Here is a 23383-nt window from a genome sequence, read left to right as displayed (position 1 = left end):
AGCCAACCAATGAAACGGCCAACCGTCTGACTTGTCTCATTCGGCCGTCCCGGAGCGGCAAGATTCCAGGATCGCGCAGTTTGGTTCCCCTCGACGTGACAAAACTAGCCGCTCTGGTTCCCTGCCGTCGAGAAACCCCAGATCAGCATCTCCCCCAAAAAAGAGGTCGGATACCAAACTGGCCTATCCTGGAACTTGTGTCTCCAGAATGAGACAAGTCAGACGGTTGGCTGCCTCACCTGGAACTTGCGCCTCCCCCGCGCACACGTAGGGGAGGCTTCTCGTTCCTACCCCGCTAGTCGGCCACCTCTTCGGCTACCTCGATTTCTACGTCGATGGCGCCGGCGCAGGTGGTGCACACGGCTGCGGCCTCGGCGGCCTCGGCCAGGTTGGCGCCGTCACGAGCGGCATCGCGGGCAGCGCGGGCCTCGGCCTCCTTCTCGGCCAGGTTCGCCTTGGCCACGGCAATCATCAGCTTGATGCGGTTCAGCTGGTTCACCTCGGAGGCACCGGGGTCGTAGTCTACGGCCACGATGTTGCTCTCGGGGTAGCGGCGACGCAGCTCCTTGATGGTGGCCTTGCCCACCACGTGGTTCGGCAGGCAGGCGAAGGGCTGGGTGCACACCACGTTCGGGCAGCCAGAGCGAATGAGCTCCACCATCTCGGCGGTGAGCAGCCAGCCCTCGCCCATGGAGTTGCACAGCGACAGAATCTCGCTGGCGTAGTCGGCCAGCTCGTAGATGTCCGCCGGCGGATGGAAGCGCGTGGACTTCTCCAGAGCGTCGGTCACCGGCTTGCGCAGCTTCTTGATGGCTGCCAGGCCGATACGGCTGCCCAGGGCGCTCTTCGCCGACTTGCCGATGGGGCGCTGGAAGATGCCACCGGCAATGCCGAACAGGAAGAACTCGATAAGCCCGGGCACCACGGCCTCGCAGCCCTCGCGCTCGATAACGTCCACAATCTGGTTGTTGGCCGTGGGATGGAACTTCACGAGGATCTCGCCCACCACGCCCACACGCGGCTTCGTGCCCTCGCCCTGCAGGGGCAGCGTGTCGAAGTCCTCCACAATGCGGTTCACCGTGCGCTTGAACTCCGCCTGCTTCACGCCGCGCATGAGCTGCGCCTTGCACTCGGCCATCCAGTAGTCGAACAGGCGCTGGGCACTGCCGGGCTCTACCTCGTAGGGGCGGGTGCGGTACAGGCACATCATCAGCAAGTCGCCGTACTGCAGCGCGTAGATGGCCTGGTAGAGCATCTTCGGCGTCACCTTGAAGCCGGGATTCTCCTCGCCCAGGTCCTTGAACGAGATGGCAATGACGGGAATATGCCCCAGGCCCACCGACTTCAGCGCCTTGCGGATGAGCGAGATGTAGTTGGTGGCACGGCAGCCGCCTCCGGTCTGCGTAATGAGCACGGCCAGCTTGTCGGTGTCGTACTTGCCCGACATGACCGCTTCCATAATTTGGCCCGTGACCAGGATGGACGGGTAGCAGATGTCGTTGTTCACGTACTTCAGGCCCGCGTCCACTGCGCCGTGGTCCACAGAAGGCAGGAGCACCGCGTTGTAGCCGTTGCGCTTGAAGATGGGCACCAGCAGCTCGAAGTGATAGGGCGCCATCTGCGGGGCCAGGATGGTCCAGCCCTCGTCGCGCATCTGCTCGGTGAACTGCACGCGCTCGAACTCGGTGGACTCGCCGTCGCGCTGCTTCACCTCGGCCGCGGCCACCACGCCGTCGGCCTTCTCCGTGAACGACTGCGGCACTAGCTTGTCGATGTTCGACAGATCGATACAAGCAGCCGGGCAGCCCACGCGCTCGGCAGCCTCGTCGGCCGCCGCCTCGGCCTCGCGATCGGCCTGGTCCTTCAAAGCGGCCAACAGGCTGCGCACGCGAATACGGGCGGCGCCCAAGTTCGAGACCTCGTCGATCTTCAGCACGGTGTACACCTTGCCCGCGGCCTCCAGCACCTCCTGCACCTGGTCGGTAGTAAGGGCGTCCAAACCGCAGCCGAAGGAGTTCAGCTGGATGAGGTCCAGGTCCTTGCGCTGGGTGACCACCTTGGCGGCCGCGTACAGGCGCGTGTGGTACATCCACTGGTCCACCACGCGAATGGGGCGCTCCAGCTGGCCCAGATGGGCCACCGAGTCCTCGGTGAGCACCGCCAGGCCGAAGCTGGTCAGAAGCTCGGGAATGGCATGGTTGATCTCCGGGTCCTGATGGTAGGGACGACCCGCCAGCACAATGCCGCGCGTGCCCGTCTCCTCCATCCAGGCCAGGGTTTCCACGCCCTTGGTGCGAATATCGCGCTTGAAGGCCTCGTCCTCGTCCCAGGCGGCGTCCACGGCGGCGTCCACCTCAGCCTGGGTGAGCTTGCCGCCCTTAGCGCCCACGGCGTCCTTGAAGTTCTCGGCCAGCTCCACATAGAGGCGCTTCTTCAGTTTCTCCTTGTTGTCGTAGGGCAGCCACGGGCTGACAAAGGCCACAGGCGACTCCTGCAGCTCGTCGATGTTCAGACGCAGGGCCTCGGGATAGCTGGCCACAATGGGGCAGTTGAAGTGGTTGCCCGCGGTCTCGTCCTCCTGGCGCTCCCACTTAGAGCAGGGCATCCAGATGAAGTCGGGCCCCTTCTCCAGCAGGTTCATGATGTGGCCGTGGGACAGCTTCGCCGGATAGCACACGCTCTCCGAGGGCATGGACTCGATGCCGGCCTCGTAGGTCTTCTTCGTGGAGGGATCGGAAAGCTCCACACGGTAGCCCAGCTTCGTGAAGAAGGTGAACCAGAACGGGTAGTTCTCGTACATGTTCAGGGCGCGGGGAATGCCCACGGTGCCGCGGGGCGCGTCCTCGGAGGCCAGCGGCTCGTAGCCGAAGGTGCGCTCGGCCTTGTACTCGAAGAGGTTCGGCACCGCCGAGGCGGACGCCGCCGTGCCCAGGCTCTCGCCCTTTTCACAGCGGTTGCCCGTGATGAAGCGACGGTGCTTGCCCGTCACCTCGTCCTTGCCGAAGTCGTTCACCGTCAGCAGACAGGCGTTGGAGCAGCCCTTGCAGCGCACGGTGCGATGGCTGGGCTCCAGGGCCTGAATGGCCTCAAGGGACAACAGCGTGCTGCCGGGCACCTTCGGCCCCACGTCGGGCGACAGCGGCTGCTCGGAGAAACGGCGCACGGCGTCCTCGTAGCGATCGCGGGCCAGCAGAGCCGCACCGAAGGCGCCCATGTTGCCGGCAATATCGGGGCGCACGGCGTTGACCTCGGACAGCTGCTCGAAGGCGCGCAGCACCGCGTCGTTCAGGAACGTGCCGCCCTGCACGATAACCTGGGTGCCCACATCATGGGGGTCGCGAATCTTGATAACCTTGAACAGGGCGTTCTTAATAACGGAGATGGCCAGACCCGCGGCAATATCGCCCACGGTGGCGCCTTCCTTCTGGGCCTGCTTCACGCGGGAGTTCATGAACACGGTGCAGCGGCTGCCCAAATCCACCGGGTTCTCGGCGGAAATGGCCGTCTTCGCAAACTCGGCCACGTCCAGGTTAAGGCCGCTAGCGAAGGACTCGATGAAGCTGCCGCAACCCGAGGAGCAGGCCTCGTTCAGCATGATGTGATCGATGACGCCGTCCTTCACGCGCAGGCACTTCATGTCCTGGCCGCCGATGTCCAAGATGAACTCCACGCCGGGCAGCATCTCCTGGGCGCCGCGCAGGTGCGCCACGGTCTCAATCTCGCCGGAATCCACGCGCAGGGCCTCCAGCAGCAGACCTTCGCCGTAGCCCGTCACCGTGGCATGACCGATGGTCACCAAGGGCTCGCCGGTTTCCGGATCGCGGGGCAGCACACCGTAGAGCTCCGCCACGGCGGCCTTGGCGCAACCCAGCACGTCGCCCTTGTTGGACGCGTAGGTGGACCAGAGCAGCGCCCCGTCCTCGGCAATAAGGGCCGCCTTGAAGGTGGTGGAGCCGGCATCGATGCCCAAGAAGGCCACGCCGCGGTACTCCTCCAAGCTGGCGCGGCGCACGCGCTCGGCGTCGTGGCGGTTGTTGAACTCGGTCAGTTCCGCATCATTGGCGAACAGCGGGGCCAGGCGCACCACTTCGGAGCCCTGCATGTCGCCCAGGCCCTCCAGGCGCGTGAGCACCTCGGCCAAAGGCTCCGGCTTCGCCCCCTCGGCCACCCCGGCAATGGCGCAGCCGGCGGCCACGAACAGATGGGCGTTCTCGGGCACGATGATGGCCTCGTCGGTCAGATCGAGCGTCTCATAGAAGCGCTTGCGCAGCTCGGGCAGGTACTGGAGCGGACCGCCCAGGAAGGCCACGTTGCCGCGGATGGGACGACCGCAGGCCAGGCCCGAGATGGTCTGGGTAACCACCGACTGGAAGATGGAGGCGGCAATGTCCTCCTTGCGCGCGCCCTCGTTCAACAGCGGCTGCACATCGGTCTTCGCGAACACGCCGCAGCGGCTGGCAATGGGGTAGATGGTGCTGTGATCGGCCGCCAGCTCGTTCAGGCCACCGGCGTCGGTATTCAGCAGCGCCGCCATTTGGTCGATGAAAGCGCCCGTGCCGCCGGCGCAGGTGCCGTTCATGCGCTGCTCGATGCCGTTGTCGAAGTAGATGATCTTCGCATCCTCGCCGCCCAGCTCGATAGCCACGTCGGTGGCGGGAATGAACGTCTCCACGGCGGTCTTGGAGGCAATGACCTCCTGCACGAAGGCAACGCCGAGCCACTGGGACAGCAGAAGACCGCCCGAGCCGGTGATGGCAATGGTCATGGTCTCGCTGGGGTAAGCCTCGGCCGCCTCGCGCAGCACCTCCACAATGGTGGCGCGCACGTCGGCATGGTGACGGCGGTAAACAGCCCACAAAATGTCGTGGTCGTTGTTGAGCACCGCCAGCTTCACCGTGGTGGAGCCCACATCGATGCCGATGTGGTAGGGACACGCAGCCGCGGCCGCCCGAGCCTGGGCCGCTGCCTCGGCAGTGTTCGCCTGGTTTTCCGCCACCGTGGCCACGCGCGGGGCGCAGGAAGCGCAGCCCCCCTTGAGCGCGGCCTGCTCCTCGGCGGAAAGCTCGTCGCGCTTCACGGAAGCCTCGGTGATGACTTCGGTGTACTTGTTCTTCTTCATAGAATGGTTCCTCGTTTTCTTGAACTACAGCTCGATGGACTCGCCGGGTTTGATAAAGAACAGGCGCATGGCGATGTTGGCCATGACCTCAGATGATTCCGGAGTGCCGCGCTCGATCCAGCAGGCGATGATGCCCAGGTAGGCCGCGGCGTAGAAGGCCACGTAGTACTCGACAAAGGCCGTGGGATTCTGGCGGTACTTCTCGTGCAGGATGTTCTGCACCAGGTTCTCGCACACCGCCTCGCGCAGGCGCGGGCCGAAGCGAGCATCGCCCCCCGGACCCAGCACCGCGTGGAGGAAGTCGCTCTGCTCGCGCAGGTAGTCGAAAAGCTCCACCAGCAGCGGCAGCGGGCGCTTGGCCACCCGATAGGCCAGCATGTCGGCCAAGGTGATATCGTGCATGCGCCCTTGGAGCAACCCAATGTCAGCCATGACCTCGTCCTCGAGCATAGCCAGCAAGTGCTCTTTGTCGTTGAAGTGGTTGTAGAAGGTGCCCCGGTTCAAATCGGCCCGCTCGCACAGGTCGTTCACCGTGATGGCGTCGAACCCGCGCTCCTCCATAAGGGCGATGAGGGCACCGCGCAGCGCGCGCTTCGAACGCGTGATGCGCCGGTCTTCGCAGCCAGGAGTAGCGGCTTTCGCCGACTCCGGCCGTGCGGGGGAAAGCGTTGCGGCTCCAGCCAAGCTCTCTCCTTCTCAACAGGGTGAACCCGCCATAGCGAATTCAACAGCGTGAACGTTAATGAACAGCTTGTTCAATTACGGCATTGTACGCAGTTCAGCCCCGTTGCGCAATGGCCGAAGGGGCGTCCTTAAAAGGAAATCCGCAAATTTCGATAGGTTGAATCGAGCGTTAGCGCGCCTCGGGAAGGAACGCGGTGAACACGGTTCCCGCGGCGTCGCTCTCTACGCCGAGAGTACCGCCGGCCTCTTCTACCACGGTGCGCGCGATGGCGAGCCCCAATCCGTGGCCCTCGCGCGAGGTGCGGGCCGCATCGCCGCGATAGAAGCGATCGAACACCTTGGGCAGTGCTTCGGGAGCGATGGGGATACCCGTGTTGAACACGCGCAAGCAAACCTGCGGCGCCTCGTTAGCCCCGGATGCCTCTTCGCGCTCAAGGCTCACGCGAACCTCCCCGCCCTCGTTAGCGTACTTGCAGGCATTGTCGAGCAGAATGGTCATAAGGCGCTTGGCCTTAGCGGGGGCCAGGGCAACGATGCAATGCTCTTCGATGGCGTCTTCCAGCACCAACGAGCGCTCGTAAGCCACTGACTCGAACTGGAGCAACTCGTGCTGGGCAATGCGCGACAAGTCGGCCACGCTTTCCGAGGCCGCGGGGGCTTCGGGGACTGCGGGGGCTTCGGAAGCAGAGGGGCTCGGCGCCGTCACCGGCCCGTCAGCCGCGGGCACCGCAGTTCCATCGCCCGCCTCGGCCGAAGCCGCTTCCGAAAACGCGACCTCCTCCGCAGCCATCGCCTCGGCCGAAGACGCCTTCGCCTTTGCCGCGGCGCCCCGCTCGTCATCCTCGGGAGCCATCGTGAGCAGCATATCCTCCACCAGGGTTTGCATGCCCCGGGCCTCGGCCTGAGTGCTGCGAATCCATTTGGCGCGCTCGCCCTCTTCCATGGACGGCTCCTCGAGCAGGATGGCGCTGTTGGCCAGTATCACCGTGAGCGGGGTTTTCAGGTCGTGGGCCGCATCGCCGACAAACTGGCGCTGCTGGCGCCACGCCCGCTCAACGGGCCGCAACGCCCAGCAAGAGAACAGCAGGGCCACCCCGAAGAACACCACCAACGTGGCCGCTTCCACCAAGCCCAGCACCAGCACCAACCGCTTCCAGTCGGGCAGAAACGCCGCTTCGGTAAAGGCAACGTAGGTGGTGCCGGCAATCACCTTCTCCTGGTAGCACAGCTCGTACTCGTCGATAATGCCCGAGGCGTTCTCCCCCGGATGCAGCAGCGAGGCAGCCCGCTCCAGCGCCGCATCGCCCACGCGCACGCGGGGGTGCGACACCAGGGAAAAGCCGTCGTCGCTGAAGCGATAGATAGCCAGCGGCCGGCTTCGGTAGGTATCTTGATCGTTCCAGTGACGCCCAATCTCGCCGTCCCACTCCTCTTCATCCTCGTCGTCGAAATCGTCGTCGACGTCGCCCAGCCAACTTACCTGAAGCGCCACCGCCTGCAGAGCGCCGTCCAGCGAGGAGTCCAGCTCGCCGACATTCTGCTGCCAGTTGATTACGCAGATGGAGGCGAACACCGCCGTCAGGATAACGGTAACCGCAGCCATGATGATGGCGATGAATTTGATGCGCAGCTTCTTCAGCATGGCGCATCCTTGCGGGGAACGAGCTTATAGCCCACGTTGCGCATAACTTTGATCTCCTGGGACGAGCCGAGGAACTTGAGTTTCTTGCGCAGCATGGAGATGTAGGCCTCGACGCTGTTGCCCTCCACAGGCTCGCCTTCCCATACCTGCTCGGCAATTTGCGCCTTCGTAATGACCTGGCCGGCGTGGACCATGAAGAGGCGTGCCAGCAGAAATTCCTTGTTGATAAGCTGGAACTCCTCCCCGCCGCAGCGAAGCGTGCGCGTGGTTTCGTCAAGCTCCAGATCGCCCGCGCGCACCACCGACGTCGGAGCCGGAGTCACCCGCCGCGTCAGAGCGCGCACCCGGGCAACCAGTTCGCCCGTGTCGAAGGGCTTTGTCATATACAGATCGGCCCCGCCGTCCAGGCCGGCAATCTTGTCGGGTACTTCGCCGCGGGCCGTAAGCATGAGCACGGGGGTGGTCACCTGGCGTCGACGCAATGCGGCCACAGCGCTGACCCCGTCCATCAAGGGCAGCATGACGTCGAAGATGATCACGTCGTAGGAGCCCAGCGTGGCATACTCGAAGCCGGTGGCCCCGTCATGCACCACATCGGTGGTGTAACCCTCGCGCTCAAGCACGTGGGCCACCGCTCGGGCCACTCCCCGATCATCCTCCACTATCAGAGCACGCACCCTGTCTCCTCCGTCCTTGCGTCCGCCTTTGTCGACATTTTGCAAAGCGAACCTGAAACCAGTCTTAAAATCGCGGACATTTCAGTCTCATTTCAGATTCGGCTCCTATTCTACGGCCATCGACCGACGCGGCCCCCGTTGGATGCCGTCGGTAAGAAAACAGTTTGCAAGTCTCGAAGAAAAGGAACATTCATGAGCGAGCAGAATCATAACGAGCAGAACAACCAGATCATCCCCGCCAACGACGCCGAGAAGGCTATCGAAGCCGTCGAGGTAACCGCCGAGGCCGCGAGCCCCGCGACGGACGCAGCCGCCACCGCCCCCATCGTCGAGAACGTCGAGGCCACGGCCGCGATGCCCGCTGCCGAGTCGGTGACCGCCGAGATTCCCGTGGACCCCACCGACGCCATGCCCACCGTCGAAGCCACCGTCGAGGCCGTCGAGACCGCCGAGGCGCCGCAGGAGGACACCGGCGCGGACAGCAAGGACACCGCCGTGTTCACCGCCAACGCCAAGAATGGCAAGCATGCTGCCGCTCCCTGGTACGAGAAGATCACCCGCAGCGTAGGTGCCACCGTGGGCGTGGCCGTCGGCGCACTGGTGGTTGTGGGCCTGACCGCCGGCCTGTCCGCCTTTGCCGGCGCCCAGGCGGGTTCCTTCGACTTCGATCACGACCGTCCCGTCAAGCAGGAGCGCGTGATGCCGGGCTACGGCCAGAGCGACCGCGATGACAGCTACGGCTATGACTTCGATCGCGACGACAACGGCTACGGCTACGGCTGGGGCCAGGACGGCTCCGATCGCGGCAGCAACGGCAACTCCGGCCGCGGCGGCAACGCCTACGGTTACGGCTGGGGCAGCAGCTACGGTGCCGCCACCGACCTGAGCGAGGGCTGCGACAACGCCGGGTGCCCGGGCTGCTCCGGCTTCGACCAGGACCTGCAGCGCGCTATCCCCTCGGGCTTCGAGGCCATCGCCTAAGCCAGGAAATCCACTACGCCGCAGTGGGTGTGGTACACCGCACTGCCCACCATGAGTCCCTCCTCGGCCTCGAGCCGTGCAATTTCCGGCGACTGGCGCAACGCCGCCACCGACGCCTGGGCGTTCAGCACGCTGGCCTCGTAGGGATCATGGACATCGCCCAGGGCCGCTGCAATGCGGTCGGTAATGGCCGCTACGGGGCCGCCCTCGCCATCGAGGGCGGCCTTTATGGCGCCACAGTGTGTATGGCCCAACACCAGCAGAAGCCGCGTGTGCAAATGCTCACAGGCGTACACCGCACTGGCCAGCTCCGTCGGCCCCACCACATTGCCCGCCACGCGGATGACGAAGAGCTCCCCGAGCCCCGCCATGAAGATATGCTCGGGCACCACCCGGGAATCGGCGCACGTGATAATGCAGGCGAAGGGTCGCTGTCCCTTCTCGAACAGCTCCTGAATGCGCGCCGGCGAAAGATCGCGCTCGTGATCCAGGGCCTCCACGTAAATGCGATTGCCCGCTTCCAGACGTCGCAACGCCTCGGGCGCCGGCACATGGGCGTCAATATCGTAGTCGTCGGCGGTATAGGTCATCTCAGACTGGCTCACGGGCGCTCCTCTCGCTTGTTTTCCCTTTATAATGGCGGTTACCGTTATTTGTTGCAAAGGGGAACTCCCATGAGCGGGCCGAAGACAAGTCAGCTGGAAATCGAGCGGCGCATCCAGGCGCAGCTGGCCGCCTTGCGCTCCGACGTGAACAACGCCCGCTCGAAAGCACGGGCCCGCATTCTTGCTCGCCGCGATGCGCTGCTGGCCGCCTTCGGGAATGACCCCTCTCTAGAGGATGCTGCGGAATCGGTGCGTGCCCTAGCGGCCGCGGCGCTGGCACGTTTGGATGCCGAATGCGCCTTTGAGCCGTGCGCCGCCATGGAAGACTCCGTGGCCTCGGCGGCCCAGTGCGGTCGTTCGGCCGCCAGCATCGCCGATGCTTTCGAGAACGACACCGCCCCCTTCGCCGCCCGCGCCGAGCGCGCCCGCAACCGGGCGGCCGCCCGCCAAGACCAAGCCCACTTCCTGGCGCTTCTGGCTGAAGCGGCCGAGCGAGAAGAGGCGATTGCAGAAGGCGAAGCGGCCATCGCACAGGAGACGGCGAGCGCATCAGGCAACGGAGTGACAGCGCAAAGCTCCCCTTCAGCGGCCAGCCGCGGCGACCAGGCCGACAACCAGGCCGTCGCACAACGGGCCTTGGCGCTTCTACAAAGTCCCCATACGTTACCGTCTGATCGGACCCTTCTTCGAGAAACCGTGCGCAATCTGCAGCCTGACACCATCGCTCAGCTTGCGCTGCTTTTACCGGCCATGGAATCGAATACGCGTGCTTCGGAGGTGCTATCCGCCGCCATCGAAGACGCGGCGATGCAGTTGAGTGCCCGAGACTGCGCCGTTTCCGCCGCACCATCCTTCGCCACCTTGGAAGAGGCAGCGGCCTATCGCGACATGCTGCTTCGCCGGCTGGAGGAGGCCGACCGCAACGCCTACTTGCAGGCTTGCATCGACACCGTGATGGCGCGCCACGGCTACACCATCAGCCGCTCAGTCACCCTGGGGCGTGACCTGGCGGGCGACCACCGCCTCTTCGGACGCGAGGACGCCACGGAAGGACTCCATGCTTTCCTGTCCGACAGCGGCGATCTCATGCTGCAAGTAGCCGGACTGCCCGATGGCATCGACAGCATCTCCGAAGACGCGGCCGTCTGCCTGGAAGCCGCTGCGCCGGGAGCGCGCACCGACGAACTCCTGGCCGACCAGCACGACTTCTGCGCAGTTTACGACGAGATAGCCGCCGACCTGGCCGCCTTCGGCATTACCAACCGCGTCCAGTATCGTGCCGAGCCCTCTGAGGCTTTCTGCCGCGAATTGGTGCAGGAACACGGCGAACAGAGGGCGAGCATCCAACAGCACGAAGCAGCAGGTTCCTCGACCGTCGGCGCTTCCCCCGCCAGCACGCCGCACCGTCGTCGCAAGCGCAGTGGTGGGGCCGCCAGGGAGATGAGGTAACATGCAGCTTTGCCCCTGCGGATTCGCCAACGCCGACACGGCAGTCACCTGCGTTGCCTGCGGCCGCGCCCTGAACGCCGTCAGCAGCGACAGCGACAGTGGCGCCAACACGCCCCCGGACACGGATTCTTTCCCCGCGCCGTCGGACGCACTCCCTGCTGCGGAAGTCTCCTGCGCCCCCTGCGCTCCCCGTACCCTCGTGCTTGAAAACGCCCGCGGCGGCGCAATCTCCATTCCCGCTCCGGGCGGCCTCCTCGGCCGCGCCGGCGATTTCGAGCCCGACTCCTTCTCGCCCCGCGTCTCCGGCGTCCACGCTCTCGTGGTCTGCGACGAGGAGGGCCATTGGACCATCGAGCATCTGGGGCGTAACGGTTCGTCCGTAGAGCGGGGCGGATCGTGGATCACCTTGCGCACCGGGGAGCCCGAGCCCCTCTTCGGAGGCGAGACGCTGAAGCTGGCCGATATGGTGTTCCGCGTGTCTTTAGCCGATGCGTCTACCCCAGAAGCCGGCGTCACCACTACGGCAATCAGCCCCGACGCCACTGGGGAGCCCGAGGCAGCAGCCGTCGCGGTGCCCTTCGGGGACGTGGACGCGCCCGGCCAAAGCGCCACCACCCCGGAACCACTCCTTGCCTGGTCCGTCCGCTGCCCCGTCTGCGGCACCGAGCACGCGGTGGCCTCACCCGAAGAGCGCGTCGCCCAGTGCTCCTTCTGCCAAGATCCCCTCGATGCGCGGCAGATTGCCCGCCTAACGCCGCGGCCCCTTCCCCACGCCTGACCATGTTCGTCGATCGCCTTTACTACCCGGTGACCACCCTTGGCCCTGGCGAGCGCATTGTCGTGTGGACCTGCGGCTGCACCAAGCACTGCCCCGGCTGCGCGAATCCCGAGCTATGGGAGATGCGCCCCGAAGCAGCTCTTCCCAATGAGCGCCTAGCAGCGCTTCTGCTGGACTTGGCGGCCCGCACCGGCGCCCACCGCCTCACCTTCACCGGCGGCGACCCCTTGGAGCAAGCTGACGACCTGGCCGAAGTCCTGGCGGCCGTACGTCCCACCTTCGACGACATCCTGGTGTACACCGGATTCGTGCTGGAAGGCGAGGCACTTCTGACCGGGGATACGTCAAACGGCCTCCTCTCCCCGCAGAACAGCCTCGATGGCTTCACGGCATCGACCCCCGAGGCTCTCCTGCGCTGCCGCCTCCCCGCTGCGCTCGAACCTCTCATCGACGTCATCATCGACGGTTCCTACGTGGCCGCCCTCAACGATGGGCGCTGCGGGCTGCGCGGTTCCACCAATCAGCGGGTGATCGTACGCTCGCCCCACCTGGAAAACCTTTATCATGAAGAGGAGCAGAAGCCACGGCGCATTCAAAACGCCGTGTTCGACGGCCGCGCGCTTTCCATCGGCATCCACGGGCGGCCCCCGAAGGAGGAACGGCCATGACCGCACCCACTTGGCAACGCGAGCTAGACAACTTCGTCGGCATCAAGCCCATCTTCGTTCTGGAAGGCAACGTGGCCGACTGCTACCCCTGGCAGCCCGCCGATCAGGCCGAACCCCAGTTTCTTGGACTCAACCAGATGCTTCCCCTCCTGTTCGCCGGCTTTGACAGCAACCGCCCGCGGCCCTACCGCTTCCTGTTCGTCGACCCCCTGCGCGGTGTGACGGATCCAGCGGGCACTGGCGAAGCCCGCACCTTGGCCCAAGCGGCCGAGCGCCAGGCGGAGCTCATCTCGCGCGAGGCCGAGGCGCTCAATCCGGCCAGCGATCCCGCCAGTCGCCAGCAGCCCTTCGCCGCCAACCGCCTGGTGCACGATTCGCTCCTGGTGCGCGCCGCCCTCTCGCGGCGCCTTGACGCCGAGACGGCTCCCACGGCACCCGCCGCACCAAGCGCCCCGAATACCACCGAGGACACCACAGCCAACACCGGCAACTCTGCCGCAGCCGCCGGCACCGCGTCCGGCCCCTCCTCCGTTGCCTGCGTCTTCGACCTGGCCAGCCGCGTGGCCTCGAGTCCCGAGGACCTCACCCCCGAGGAGAACGCCGTGTTCATGAACCTCCTCATCGGCGCCCAGGACGCCATCCGCGGCGACGGCTGCCACGTGAACACCTTGGTGCTGGTGGTGAACAAAGCCTCCGACCTGCCCTCGTGGCTGCTGCGCGGCAACCCCGACGTGCGCGTTATCTCGCTGCCCAACCCCGACCGGCCGGCCCGCGAGGCCTTCATCGACGTGGCCTTCCCCGACCTGCACGACCCGGCCCAGGCCAAGGTGCGCAGCAAGTTCATCGACACCACCGACGCCATGAAGCTGGCCGAGCTCGACGAGCTGCGACGCCTCTACGCCCGCGGCGGCACCGAGCCCGCGGCCATCCCCGAGCTGGTGGACCTGTACAAGTACGGCATCCGCGAGAACCAATGGACCGCCATGCTCGACAAGCTGCGCGACCATCCCGCCGACGCCCTGCGCCGCCGTGTGAAGGGCCAGGAGGCCGCCATCGAGAAGATCGTCTCGGTGCTGAAGCGCTCGGTGCTCGGGTTCTCCGGCATGCAGCACTCCTCGGGCACCAAGCCCAAGGGCGTCCTGTTCCTAGCCGGCCCCACGGGCACGGGCAAAACCGAGATGGTGAAGGCCGTCACCGAGCTTCTGTTCGGCGACGAGCGCAGCTACCTGCGCTTCGACATGTCCGAGTACGCTGCCGAGAACGCCGATCAGAAGCTCTTCGGCGCCCCTCCCGGCTACGTGGGCTACGAGGCCGGCGGCCAGCTGACCAACGCCGTGCGCGCCAATCCCTTCTCGGTGCTGCTGTTCGATGAGGTGGAGAAGGCCCACCCCTCCATCATGGACAAGTTCCTGCAAATTCTGGAGGACGGCCGCATGACCGACGGCCAGGGCCAGACGGTGTACTTCAGCGAGACGCTCATCTTCTTCACCAGCAACGTGGGCATTTCCGAAGAGGTGCTCGACGAGCATGGGCGCATCATCGGGCGCCGCAACATCGTGGAGCCGGGCGAGCCCTACGACGCCATCCAGGCGAAGGTGGAGGCCGCCATGGCCACGCACTTCAAGCCCGAAGTGCTCAACCGCATCGGTGACAACATCGTGGTGTTCGACTACATCTCCCCTGAGGCCTCGCGCCTGATCCTCGATGCCCAGCTGGGGAAGATCAACGGCAACGTGTGCGCCCGCTGCGGCATTACCGTGGCGCCCTCCGATGCCGCCGTGCAGTGGCTGGCCGAGCAGGCCCTGGCACCTGCGGTGCGCGAGAACGGCGGCCGCGGCATCGGCAACCTGGTGGAGAACGCCTACCTGAATCCCCTGGCCTCCTTTATCTTCGACGCCAACGTGCAAACGGGCGAAGCCGTGGAGGTGCGGGTGGACAGCGCGGGCCTGACGTTCAGCCGCGCCAACCCCGACAGCGGGCACGCGCCTTTCGTGGGCGGCGCTGCCGCGACGGGGCGCTTGACGCCGCAGGCGGCCGCAACGGGGACGCCACAGCCGGCCCCGTACGACAATGCCGAACCGGCCGCCCCCATCCCGTCGACGGCGGAAGGCCCCCATGGCTGCTAGCGATCGCATATCCCGCGAGCCGCGCCGTGCCGTGGCGCCCACCATTGTGGACGCCGAGCCCACGGTGGTGGATTTGGACAGTACCGCCCCGCTGCTGTCGGGCGACGACCTGCCCTTTACCGGCGACGGCGATCGCGCCTTCACCTTGCACACGGCCGACGTTATCGGCGCCGGCGGCCAGGGCACCGTAGTGCGGGCCACCGACGAGGACGGGCGCATCTATGCGGCGAAGATTGCCTTCCAGCCCCACGCCGTGCGCGACCGCATGGCCCGGCGTACGGTGCTCGCCTACCTGCGCTCGCTCATGACCGAGCACCCCTTAGGCGAGCGCCATTTCGAGGAGACGCACCTTATGCCGCTCTACGCCACGGGCCAGGTGCGCGACGAGGTTCCGGGGCTCGGCGAGACCACCTACGATGTGGCCGTCTTGCCAGTGTGCGTCGACCGCTTCTCCCACGCCGCGGACATCACCTACGAGGATTTGCGCGACCGCGTCATTCCCCAAACGGCCAGCGCCCTGCACCTTTTGCACGAGCGCGGCATTGTGCACCGCGACGTGAAGCCCAAGAACCTCTACACCCTGGGAGACGCCGTGGTGCTGGGCGATTTCGGCATCTCGTCGGTGCTGGAAGAAGGCCGCGACACCGGCGCCACCAAGGTGGACCGCCGCACCCCCGGCTACTCGCCCCACTCCTCGGTGGTGCAGCGCGAGAACGACTGGTACGCCCTGGGCTACACCATCTGGACGCTGTACAACGGCGGCCGCCACCCTCATCAGACGCTCATCGACGGCGACGACCTGTCCGCGGTGCTGGCCGGCGGCCGCCCTGTGGCCTTCGCCGCCCGCGCCCCGGAACACGAGAGCCTTGGCGCACTCATCTACGGCCTGACTTACGCCCACGCCAAGGGACGTTTGGGTTACGAGGACATTCAGCGCTGGCTGGCCGATCCTGCCGCCTTCACCTACCGCGACCCGCTCGATGCCGCCGCCATGGCCGGGCCCGCGGGCTATCAGTTCGAAGGCACGGTCTATGAGAGCCGCGCCGCTTTGGTGACGGCCCTGGCCCAGAACTGGGAGAAGGCCAAGCGGCACCTGTACACCCACGGCTTGGAGGATTACTTCCGCAAACTGGGCGAAACCGATCTGGCCGTGGCTTTGAACGACCTGACCGACAAAGAGCCCGACACGCTGCCCGACGCCCTGGACGGCAACGAGGACCTGGGGCTCTCCCGCGCTCTGGCGCTGATCGATCCGGCCCGCGAGGTGGTGTTCTGGAAGGGCGAGGCCCTGGTGCCGGGACGGGCCGCCGTGGGCGCACTGTTCGCCCGCATAGCCGCCACGCCCCTGGGCTTTTACCGCATCGTAGGCGACGAGGACGCCCTGCGCGACGTGCTGGGCGTTGTGGCCGTGGCCGGCTTCCCGGAAGTGGCGAACACGGCCCTTGCGTGGCTGCGCACCCACGACGACGCCCCCTTAGCTGATCGCGTCGACCGCACCCTGGCCGTACTGGAAGCCACCACCGATGACGCGGGCGCCGTGCGCAGCTTCGCCTTCCGCTACGATAGCGCCGGCTGGGCCGTGTGGGTGCAGGAGAACCTACGGCTCTACCAAGGGCGCACCCCCGCGGGCGAACGCCTGGTGCGCGCCGTGGGCGCCGTGAAACTCGACCCCGCTGCGCCCCTGGCCGAAGCGGCCGAGGCGCGCGCCGCCCTGGTGGAGGGCGCCGAGGCCCTGGAAAGCCACTGCGAGGCGAGCCCCCACCTCCACCGCTTCGGCATTGTGCGCGACCACGAGACCGTCGTGCCCGCCACGGCCGCGGCCTATTTCTCCAGCGAGCTGTTCGACCGCCCCGTGCCGCGGGGCTTCATCAGCGCGCTCATGGAGGCTTCGGCCGCCGATACCCAGGCCATCGCCCGTGCCAAGGCGGCAATGTGGGGCCATCGCAGCTGGGACTTGGCCCAGGACGCCAAAACCGCCTTCGAGACGGCCGCCACTGAAGTGGACGCCCTGGCCGATGCCGAGCGCAAGGGAGCGCCCATCGACGGCGTTTCCAAACCGGCCTTTTTCGCGCGGCTGGCCGCCGCCCTAGCCTTTGTCCTGTTCGTGTGCTGCTTCGTCCCCCGCTTCACCTTCGGCACCTGGAAATCGGGTGTTACCCATGCGGGCGACCCGTTGGCCACGGCTTCCACCGTGCTGGTATCGCCCACGGGCATGGGCGCCGGCTCGGTCTATCCCGATGCGCTGCTGGACATCTCAGCCATCCCCACAGCCACCTTCACCGGCCTGGCACTGCTGGGCTTTCTGGCAGCTGCGGCTTCTGTGCTGGCACCCAAGCTGGCCGAAGCCGTCTTCGCCATTCAGGGCGTGCAGACTAAGGGGCGCACCCGTCGGCGCGCCACGGCCCTGAGAAAGGAAGCAGGCCGCATTGCCGACGGCGACGGCGAGGCCGAGGGCTGGATTACCGGCACCGAGGAGGGCGCGGTGCCCGTCGTGCGCGACACCAGCGTGTTCATTGCCAAGACCCGCGCTCGACGCCACCCGCGCGCCACGTCCACCCGCCTGACGAAGCTGCTCTTCTGGGGCGGCGCCGCCCTGGCCGCCACCTGCATCACCTTGGTGACCACCGCGGGGCTCGGCTACGACAGCTGGAGCGATATTGCCAGCGAGTTCTCCTTCGAGTTTCTGGAGAACCAGCTGTCCTGGGGCATTGCCTACTGCGGCCTGGCCGCCGTGTCCTTCGGCGTCATTGCCTTTTTGCGGCGCGAACATCCCACCATGGTCACACTCTGCCTGCTGACCATCTCCTGCGTAGTCCCCTATCTGGCCGTGGCCCTGGGCTTCATCGCCTTCGTCCTCCTGGTCATCTACTTCGTCTTCTCGATCTTCCGAAGATAAGACGGCCAACCGTCTCATCCCCCGTCACCCCCCCCGAACCGTTAGGATCGCCCCATGAGAGCCGCCCCCGATACCAATGCCGCTGACAACCCGCTCGCCCGCGCCGTGAAGCGCCGCCAGAACGTGCAGGCAATCGGCACCTTCGTGGGCTTGCTGCTCTTGCTCGGACTCATGAACCTGACGCCCATTCCGCGCTGGGTGTGCGAGGCCTTCGAGCTTGACCCGGAGGCGCCCGCCTCGCAGCTGGGTCGTGCCTATTGGGACGATTGCTTCGGTGGACCCCTGGGTTCCTTGGCCGCTGGCACCCTGCCGCATCCTGAGGACCTCAGCTACGCCCCCGAAGCCGACGAGTTCCTGGCAGCGTTGGAGGAATTCGCCGCCCGAGAAGAAGCCGCTCAAGCTGCCGAGGAAGCTGAAGCGGAGGGAGCCGAAGAGACGGGCAGCCCGGACGAATCATCGGGTGACGGGACTGCCGCCTAGACTCCTACGGCCTTTCGTCTCGCTGGTGGTGGAGCTGCCGCAGGAGCCCTAAGGGCGCTGGCGGCAGGTGGGGACGACAACAAGGGCGAGCCCGAACACAGCCACGACGGCACCCTGCGCTACAAACGGAACAACCGAAGCGGCCCCCAGAGCGGCAAACACGGCGCCGAACAGCGCACTGGCACCCGCAATGCCCAAATCGATGGCGTTCTGCTGCAGCGAGAGCACCGTGGCACGGTGCCGCGGAATGGTGCGGGCCGCAGCCAGGGCCTGCGCGGTGGTCATGGCACCCCCGTAGCCAAAACCCAGAGCCACGCCCGACACGGCGAACGCAACAGTGTCACCCGCCGTGCCGCCCAGGCCCAGCGCCGCGAACAGCGCCACGCCCACGCCCGAGCACACCAGCCACGCACCCAGCAACCTTCCCTGGGGAAGCCGGTCGGACAACGCACCCGCCACCGGATTGGCCACCAAGCCGCCGATGCCCAACAAGGTGAAATACCATCCGGCATTCATCAACGGATCGACCGCGGCCACAAACGAGCGTGTGAAACTGAACATGAGCCCGTAGCCCACGGCCACCACAAAAGTGGCCAGCACCACAACAGCGACCAACTGATAGGGGAAGGAGGCGCCTCCCTCTTCCTGCGAAGAAGCCGATTGCGCCGCGTTCTGCGGCGCTGAAGCACTTCTCCCAGCTCCCGGGCCCGCAGTAAGATCGGCCTCCTCGCCACAAGACATCCCATCCAAGGCACCTCGTGAGCCCGCAGGCGGTTCATCGCTGCTTCGCAGAACCCCCGCGCAGAAGAGGGCCAGGAGCGCACAGGCGGTCATCGCCCAGAAGCACACCTCAAATCCAAAGGCATCCACCAGCGAAAACGCCACCACGGGGCCCAGCAGCAAGGAGAACGACGTCACGAAGCGATACAAGCCCAGCCACCAGCCCTGACGCTCGGGGGTGGCCGCATTGGCCACGGTGGTAGTGGCCGAGGGCCAGAACGCCGCAAGACCTACCGCCTGCACGCAGCGCACCGCCGCAAGCGCGATAAAACCCTCGCAGAACGGCAGCAGGATGCCGCCCGCCACAAAGGCCGTCAGGCCGCCCACTAAAAGCGGCTTAGTTCCCACGCGATCGGCCAAAGGCCCCACGAAGAAGCGCAGTACCACGGCCACGGCCAGATACAGGCTGTTCTGCAGACCGCCCTCGGCCAGCGTGGCCCCACGATCCACGGCAAAGGTAGGCGTGAGCGTCATGAACACGTTGTTGTAGGCAAAGGCGAAGAACGCGGCCACAAACAAAGGGGCCAGCAGTTTCGCCGTCGCCGCGTCCGCCCCGTCGCGCCACCGCGTCGCCATCGAGTTACTCCTGCTCGCGCTGGGCAATGTCGACCAGACGATCCACGTCGATCACGCGAATGGCATTGCGCTGCTTCGCAATAACTCCCTGGGAAGCCAACCGCGACATGACCGAGGTCACGGAATTGCGGCTCACGCCCAGCATGTCGGCAATTTCGGTGTTGCCATAGGGCAGCACCGCCACGCCATCTTCCTCAACGAGTGCCTCAGAAGCCAGCTCGGCCAACAGCATAGGCACCCGCTGCGCCGTGGCAAAAAACGATTGATTCAATACCTCGTTCGTCTGCATGGACAACAGACCGAACAGGTAGCGGATGGTGCGGTCGGTAAATTCCGGGCACCCGTGGAGCAACCGGAAAAACGAGTCCTTCGGAATGGCCAGGAGAACGCAGTCTTCCTCGCATTGCATGGTGGACATGGGCATGCAGTCGTCGCGCAAAATATGGTAGCCCAGGTACATGCCGGCACCGTAGCGATCGATGACCTTCTTGCGACCGGCGCGGTCCAGCTTGAAGCACTCCACCACGCCCTCGGCGATATAGTAATGGTTTCCGTCGGGCTCGCCCGGCCAGAATACCATGCCGCCCTTGGGCACCCGGCGCACCGTATAGGAGGCGTCCACGCTTTGCAGCATAGCCTCCATTTCCGCACGGCCGATGGGCTCTTGCACTACCTCGTTCTTGCCTGACCACGTCATGGCTCCCCCTCCCCGTTGTTGCCAGCCTTTCCTGCTGACAGCGTGTTAAATCATACCATGGGCACCTCTCCCTTTCCCCTGAAACCAGCAGGAGCAACAGCGTTGATGCACTGTTGCTCCTGCATAGAGGGAGGGCTTGTCAGCAGGTCCTACACGTAGTAGACCGAAGGCGCCGTGCCGTTTTCCTCGAGATAGGGCTTGGCGCCCTTCTCGGCGATGTACTTCGCCACCTCGCTCTCGGGGTCGTTGATGTCACCCACGAAGCGGGCCTCGGCCGGGCATGCCTGCACGCACCAGGGGCGATGGTCGTTGTCCAGGCGATCGAAGCACATGGTGCACTTCGAGGACACGTTCGCCTCTTCGTCGATCTGCGGCACATCGTAGGGGCACGACTCGACGCAGGTGCCGCAGCCGATGCACACCTCCTGGTCCACCACGACGGCGCCGTTGTCGTCGCGCTTGGCCATGGCGCCCGTGGGGCAGTTGGCCACGCAGGCCGGGCTTGCGCAGTGGTTGCACAGGGTGGGGCGGAAGTTCATCTTCACGCTGGGGAAGGTACCCGTCGGGCGGTACACCGTGTCGCCGTCGAGGCTGAACACGTGGCCCCAGTACAGGTCGCCGGGGGTTTCGTTGGAGACTTTGCAGGCAACGACACAGGTCTGGCAGCCCATGCAGCGCGTCGTATCAATCACCATTCCATATTGCTTAGCCATGTTGCACCTACGCCTTCTCTACTTCGACCAGCACGTCGTAGAATGCCGTGCACGTCTGGGAAATGTGCTCTTCGGTGGGGTTCAGGGTCAGATGGGTGAGCGTCTGATAGTTGCCCTCGATGGTGTAGTCGGGCGTCCAGCCGCTCTGGGTGGCCACCGTGCCGGGCACGATGCCCTCGGTCAGGAACACCTTCATCTTGCAGGCGCCGCGATCGTTGGTGATACTCACCACGTCGCCGTCGGCAATACCGCGCTCCTGGGCGTCCACCGGGTTCATCTCGAGGATGGGCTCGTCCTGGATGCCCGCCAGAGACGGAATGCCAATGTGCTGGGTGTGCACGTTCATGCGGTCGTGGTACTGCAGGAACACCAGCGGGTACTTCTCGCCGAGCGGACCCTTCGGATCCTCCAGCATCGGCTTGTAGCAGGGCACTTCCTCTTCGAACTCCACCAGATCGTCGTTGTAGAACGTGAACTTCGTGGAGGGAGTGGCGAACACGCCGTCGGCGAAGACGATCTGCGAGTCGTAGATGCCGTCGGGACGACCCCAGATGCCGTCGGCCACGGCCTGGTCGAAGTCGAAGCCCTCCCAAGCGGGATGCTCCTCGTTCACGAAGCTGCGCACCCACTCCTCGTCGGTCTTGTTCCACAGATCGCCAAGGCCCACCTTGGCGGCCAGCAGCGACATGATCTCAACGTCGGACTTGCTCTCGCCGGCCGGCGTCACGGCCGGGCTCTGGAAGAAGACCCACGGCGAGCGATCGAGGAAGTCCCACTTCTCCCAGTAGTTGCAGGCCGGCAGCACGTAGTCGGAGTACTTGGCCGTCCAGGTCCAGTAGGGATCCACCGTCACGATAGTGGAGATGTTCGGCAGCACCTCGTTGATGATCTTGTTAGCGTCGGGGCTCATGTTGATGAAGTTGGAGTTGGCGAACCACATGAAGTCGATGGGGTTCGGGTCCTTGTTGATGATCTGGTCATACAGCGTGGAGCTCTTCACCATGTTCACTTCGTTGGCGCCGGTGTTGGCCCAGTCGTCGTAGTTGAAAGCCGGGATGGTAATACCGGGGGTGGAGCGAATGGAAGCCGTACCGCCTGCATGGGAGGCACCGCCGCCCTCGACGCCGATGTAGCCGGCCACCGCGGCCAGCGTGGCCACCGTACGGAAGGGCGAGTGCGAGTTGTACACGCGCTGCATGCCCTGACCCATGCGGATACCGGCGGGCTTGGCGTTGATGTACTCCATAGCGAAGGTCTCAATGACCTCGGGGTCAAGGCCGGTGATCTCGGAGGTGTACTCGAGGGTGTACTTGGACACTTCGTCCACCAGGTGATCGAAAGCGGTGCGGCACTTCTCGCCATTCACCTCGAAGGTGCCGGAGAGCGCAGCGGTCACGCCCTCGGTGGTGTTGGGCACGGCGGCCTTGGCGGTCTCGTCCCACACCATCCAGGCGGCTTCGTCGCCCTCGCCGTCGCGCAGCAGGGCACCGTCGGACTCGCGCACCAAAAACGGCGCGACCGAGTTGGCCACCAGCCAGTCCTTCGCGTGCAGGTCCTTGCTGATGATGACGTTCATCATGCCCAGGGCCAGCGCTGGGTCGGTTTGGGCCTTGATGGGAATCCACTGGTCGGCAATGGCCGCCGTGGAGCAGAGACGCGGGTCGACGACGACGATCTTGGCGCCGTTCTCGCGGGCCTTCACCAGGTAGCGGTACTCGGAAGTGTGGGTGTCGGCCACGTTGCGGCCCCACAGCACCACCATGTTCGAGTTCATGTAGTCACGCGTGTCGTGAGCACCGCGGGCCTGCCCAAAGGTAAGGGTCATGCCCATGGAGGCGCCGTGGTCGCCCATGATGCCCTCGATATCGAAGGCGGTGCCGCCGTAGGTGCCGGCGAAGCGGGTAGGAGCCTCCCAGGACAGCTTCGAGAGGTTGCCCGTGAAGGAATAGAAGCCGCAGGCTTTGGCGCCGTACTGGGCCTTAGAGGCCTCCATGCGCTCGGCAATCTCGTCGATGGCCTGCTCCCAAGAAATCTGCTCGAACTCGCCGGAGCCGCGCTCGCCCGTTCGCTTCATGGGGTGCATTACGCGCACGTTCTCGTCATGGGTGCGCGTGCCCAGGCCGATGGAGCGCAGGCAGCAGTTGGCGTAGTCGTCGCGGCCGGGCATCTGGCCGGGCGTCACCGTGTAGATCTTGTCGTCCTTCACACGGGCGCGCAGATGGCAGCGCGAGGTGCAGTTCACCGAGCAGCAAGCGCTCTTGTAGGTGAAGCCCTCCTCGGGATCGGCCACCGGGCCCGTCTCGGCCAGCTTCTCGTCCTCGGCGGGAGCCGCGCTGGGTGCACAGCCCACGGCCGTTGCGCCAATGGCCGACGTGATCGTGAGCCAGCCGGCACCCTTGACGAAGGTGCGGCGGGTAAGCTTGCCGTCCTTCACAACCTCAGTGGGAGCGAATTGGTCTTTCTGTTCCATACTTCTCCTCCATCTTTTCGGGACAGCGGTCAGTCGACCGCC

Annotated in this window: 16 protein-coding genes; 7 read left to right on the top strand and 9 right to left on the bottom strand. The window is 65.5% G+C overall.

Translation table 11 applies throughout. From position 1 onward, the window contains the following. Positions 1-295 precede the first annotated feature (295 nt). The 4 genes from PZH32_RS06835 to PZH32_RS06820 form a co-directional block, all read right to left on the bottom strand. Positions 296-5119 (bottom strand): 2-hydroxyacyl-CoA dehydratase, encoded by a 4824-nt coding sequence (locus PZH32_RS06835; protein WP_275207125.1) that lies wholly within the window; start codon positions 5117-5119, stop codon positions 296-298. A 24-nt stretch (positions 5120-5143) separates the two neighbouring features. Next, positions 5144-5803, bottom strand: coding sequence for a TetR/AcrR family transcriptional regulator (locus tag PZH32_RS06830; protein WP_275207124.1), 660 nt, complete (start codon positions 5801-5803; stop codon positions 5144-5146). Positions 5804-5972: 169 nt separating this feature from the next. Further along, entirely contained in the window at positions 5973-7445 is a 1473-nt protein-coding gene (locus PZH32_RS06825) for a sensor histidine kinase (protein WP_275207123.1), read from the bottom strand. After that, positions 7439-8122 (bottom strand): response regulator transcription factor, encoded by a 684-nt coding sequence (locus PZH32_RS06820; RefSeq protein ID WP_275207122.1) that lies wholly within the window; start codon positions 8120-8122, stop codon positions 7439-7441. Before PZH32_RS06820 ends, PZH32_RS06825 begins: the two co-directional genes overlap by 7 nt. A 192-nt stretch (positions 8123-8314) precedes the next feature. On the opposite strand from PZH32_RS06820, the gene PZH32_RS06815 reads away from it, so the two are divergent. Then, the gene (locus tag PZH32_RS06815; protein WP_275207121.1) at positions 8315-9103 is read left to right on the top strand and encodes a hypothetical protein; all 789 of its coding nucleotides are present in this window, start codon (positions 8315-8317) and stop codon (positions 9101-9103) included. Here PZH32_RS06815 and PZH32_RS06810 read toward each other — a convergent pair. Further along, positions 9100-9708: a carbonic anhydrase gene (locus tag PZH32_RS06810; RefSeq protein ID WP_275207120.1), complete on the bottom strand. Its 609-nt coding sequence runs from the start codon at positions 9706-9708 to the stop codon at positions 9100-9102. The genes PZH32_RS06815 and PZH32_RS06810 overlap by 4 nt on opposite strands. 69 nt (positions 9709-9777) lie before the next feature. Here PZH32_RS06810 and PZH32_RS06805 point away from each other — a divergent pair, with 69 nt between their 5' ends. From PZH32_RS06805 to PZH32_RS06780, 6 genes are read left to right on the top strand one after another with little or no spacing between them, the layout of a single operon-like run. After that, entirely contained in the window at positions 9778-11157 is a 1380-nt protein-coding gene (locus PZH32_RS06805; protein WP_275207119.1) for a hypothetical protein, read from the top strand. A 1-nt stretch (position 11158) separates the two neighbouring features. Further along, positions 11159-11935, top strand: a complete 777-nt coding sequence (locus PZH32_RS06800; RefSeq protein WP_275207117.1) for an FHA domain-containing protein — start codon at positions 11159-11161, stop codon at positions 11933-11935. 2 nt (positions 11936-11937) lie between these two features. After that, on the top strand, positions 11938-12603 hold the full coding sequence (locus PZH32_RS06795) for a 4Fe-4S single cluster domain-containing protein (protein WP_275207115.1): 666 nt from the start codon (positions 11938-11940) through the stop codon (positions 12601-12603). Next, entirely contained in the window at positions 12600-14729 is a 2130-nt protein-coding gene (locus PZH32_RS06790; protein WP_275207114.1) for an AAA family ATPase, read from the top strand. Before PZH32_RS06795 ends, PZH32_RS06790 begins: the two co-directional genes overlap by 4 nt. Beyond that, positions 14719-17625, top strand: a complete 2907-nt coding sequence (locus tag PZH32_RS06785; protein ID WP_275207113.1) for a protein kinase domain-containing protein — start codon at positions 14719-14721, stop codon at positions 17623-17625. Before PZH32_RS06790 ends, PZH32_RS06785 begins: the two co-directional genes overlap by 11 nt. Positions 17626-17679: 54 nt before the next feature. Beyond that, positions 17680-18105, top strand: a complete 426-nt coding sequence (locus PZH32_RS06780; protein ID WP_275207112.1) for a hypothetical protein — start codon at positions 17680-17682, stop codon at positions 18103-18105. A gap of 48 nt (positions 18106-18153) precedes the next feature. On the opposite strand, the gene PZH32_RS06775 is transcribed toward PZH32_RS06780, so the two are convergent. The 4 genes from PZH32_RS06775 to PZH32_RS06760 all read right to left on the bottom strand — a co-directional run bounded on the left by PZH32_RS06775 (position 18154) and on the right by PZH32_RS06760 (position 23341). Continuing rightward, positions 18154-19461 (bottom strand): MFS transporter, encoded by a 1308-nt coding sequence (locus PZH32_RS06775; protein ID WP_275207111.1) that lies wholly within the window; start codon positions 19459-19461, stop codon positions 18154-18156. A 4-nt stretch (positions 19462-19465) separates the two neighbouring features. After that, on the bottom strand, positions 19466-20158 hold the full coding sequence (locus PZH32_RS06770; protein WP_275207110.1) for a Crp/Fnr family transcriptional regulator: 693 nt from the start codon (positions 20156-20158) through the stop codon (positions 19466-19468). Between the two features lie 149 nt (positions 20159-20307). Then, positions 20308-20871: a 4Fe-4S dicluster domain-containing protein gene (locus tag PZH32_RS06765; protein ID WP_275207109.1), complete on the bottom strand. Its 564-nt coding sequence runs from the start codon at positions 20869-20871 to the stop codon at positions 20308-20310. A gap of 7 nt (positions 20872-20878) precedes the next feature. Further along, positions 20879-23341 carry a molybdopterin-dependent oxidoreductase gene (locus PZH32_RS06760; RefSeq protein ID WP_275207108.1) on the bottom strand — a complete coding sequence of 821 codons (2463 nt, stop codon included), beginning with the start codon at positions 23339-23341 and terminating at the stop codon, positions 20879-20881. Between the last annotated feature and the right edge of the window lie 42 nt (positions 23342-23383).

This window comes from Adlercreutzia equolifaciens, assembly GCF_029076695.1.
GTDB lineage: Bacteria > Actinomycetota > Coriobacteriia > Coriobacteriales > Eggerthellaceae > Adlercreutzia > Adlercreutzia equolifaciens_A.
Note: the sequence above shows the minus strand (reverse complement) of the source record. Positions and strands in the feature narration are given on the sequence as shown.

Coding starts and splice junctions, on each gene's coding strand:
- PZH32_RS06835 (WP_275207125.1), bottom strand. CDS start 5,119: ATGAAGAAGAACAAGTACACCGAAGTCATCACCGAGGCTTCCGTGAAG.
- PZH32_RS06825 (WP_275207123.1), bottom strand. CDS start 7,445: ATGCTGAAGAAGCTGCGCATCAAATTCATCGCCATCATCATGGCTGCG.
- PZH32_RS06815 (WP_275207121.1), top strand. CDS start 8,315: ATGAGCGAGCAGAATCATAACGAGCAGAACAACCAGATCATCCCCGCC.
- PZH32_RS06805 (WP_275207119.1), top strand. CDS start 9,778: ATGAGCGGGCCGAAGACAAGTCAGCTGGAAATCGAGCGGCGCATCCAG.
- PZH32_RS06800 (WP_275207117.1), top strand. CDS start 11,159: ATGCAGCTTTGCCCCTGCGGATTCGCCAACGCCGACACGGCAGTCACC.
- PZH32_RS06795 (WP_275207115.1), top strand. CDS start 11,938: ATGTTCGTCGATCGCCTTTACTACCCGGTGACCACCCTTGGCCCTGGC.
- PZH32_RS06790 (WP_275207114.1), top strand. CDS start 12,600: ATGACCGCACCCACTTGGCAACGCGAGCTAGACAACTTCGTCGGCATC.
- PZH32_RS06785 (WP_275207113.1), top strand. CDS start 14,719: ATGGCTGCTAGCGATCGCATATCCCGCGAGCCGCGCCGTGCCGTGGCG.
- PZH32_RS06780 (WP_275207112.1), top strand. CDS start 17,680: ATGAGAGCCGCCCCCGATACCAATGCCGCTGACAACCCGCTCGCCCGC.
- PZH32_RS06775 (WP_275207111.1), bottom strand. CDS start 19,461: ATGGCGACGCGGTGGCGCGACGGGGCGGACGCGGCGACGGCGAAACTG.
- PZH32_RS06770 (WP_275207110.1), bottom strand. CDS start 20,158: ATGACGTGGTCAGGCAAGAACGAGGTAGTGCAAGAGCCCATCGGCCGT.
- PZH32_RS06765 (WP_275207109.1), bottom strand. CDS start 20,871: ATGGCTAAGCAATATGGAATGGTGATTGATACGACGCGCTGCATGGGC.
- PZH32_RS06760 (WP_275207108.1), bottom strand. CDS start 23,341: ATGGAACAGAAAGACCAATTCGCTCCCACTGAGGTTGTGAAGGACGGC.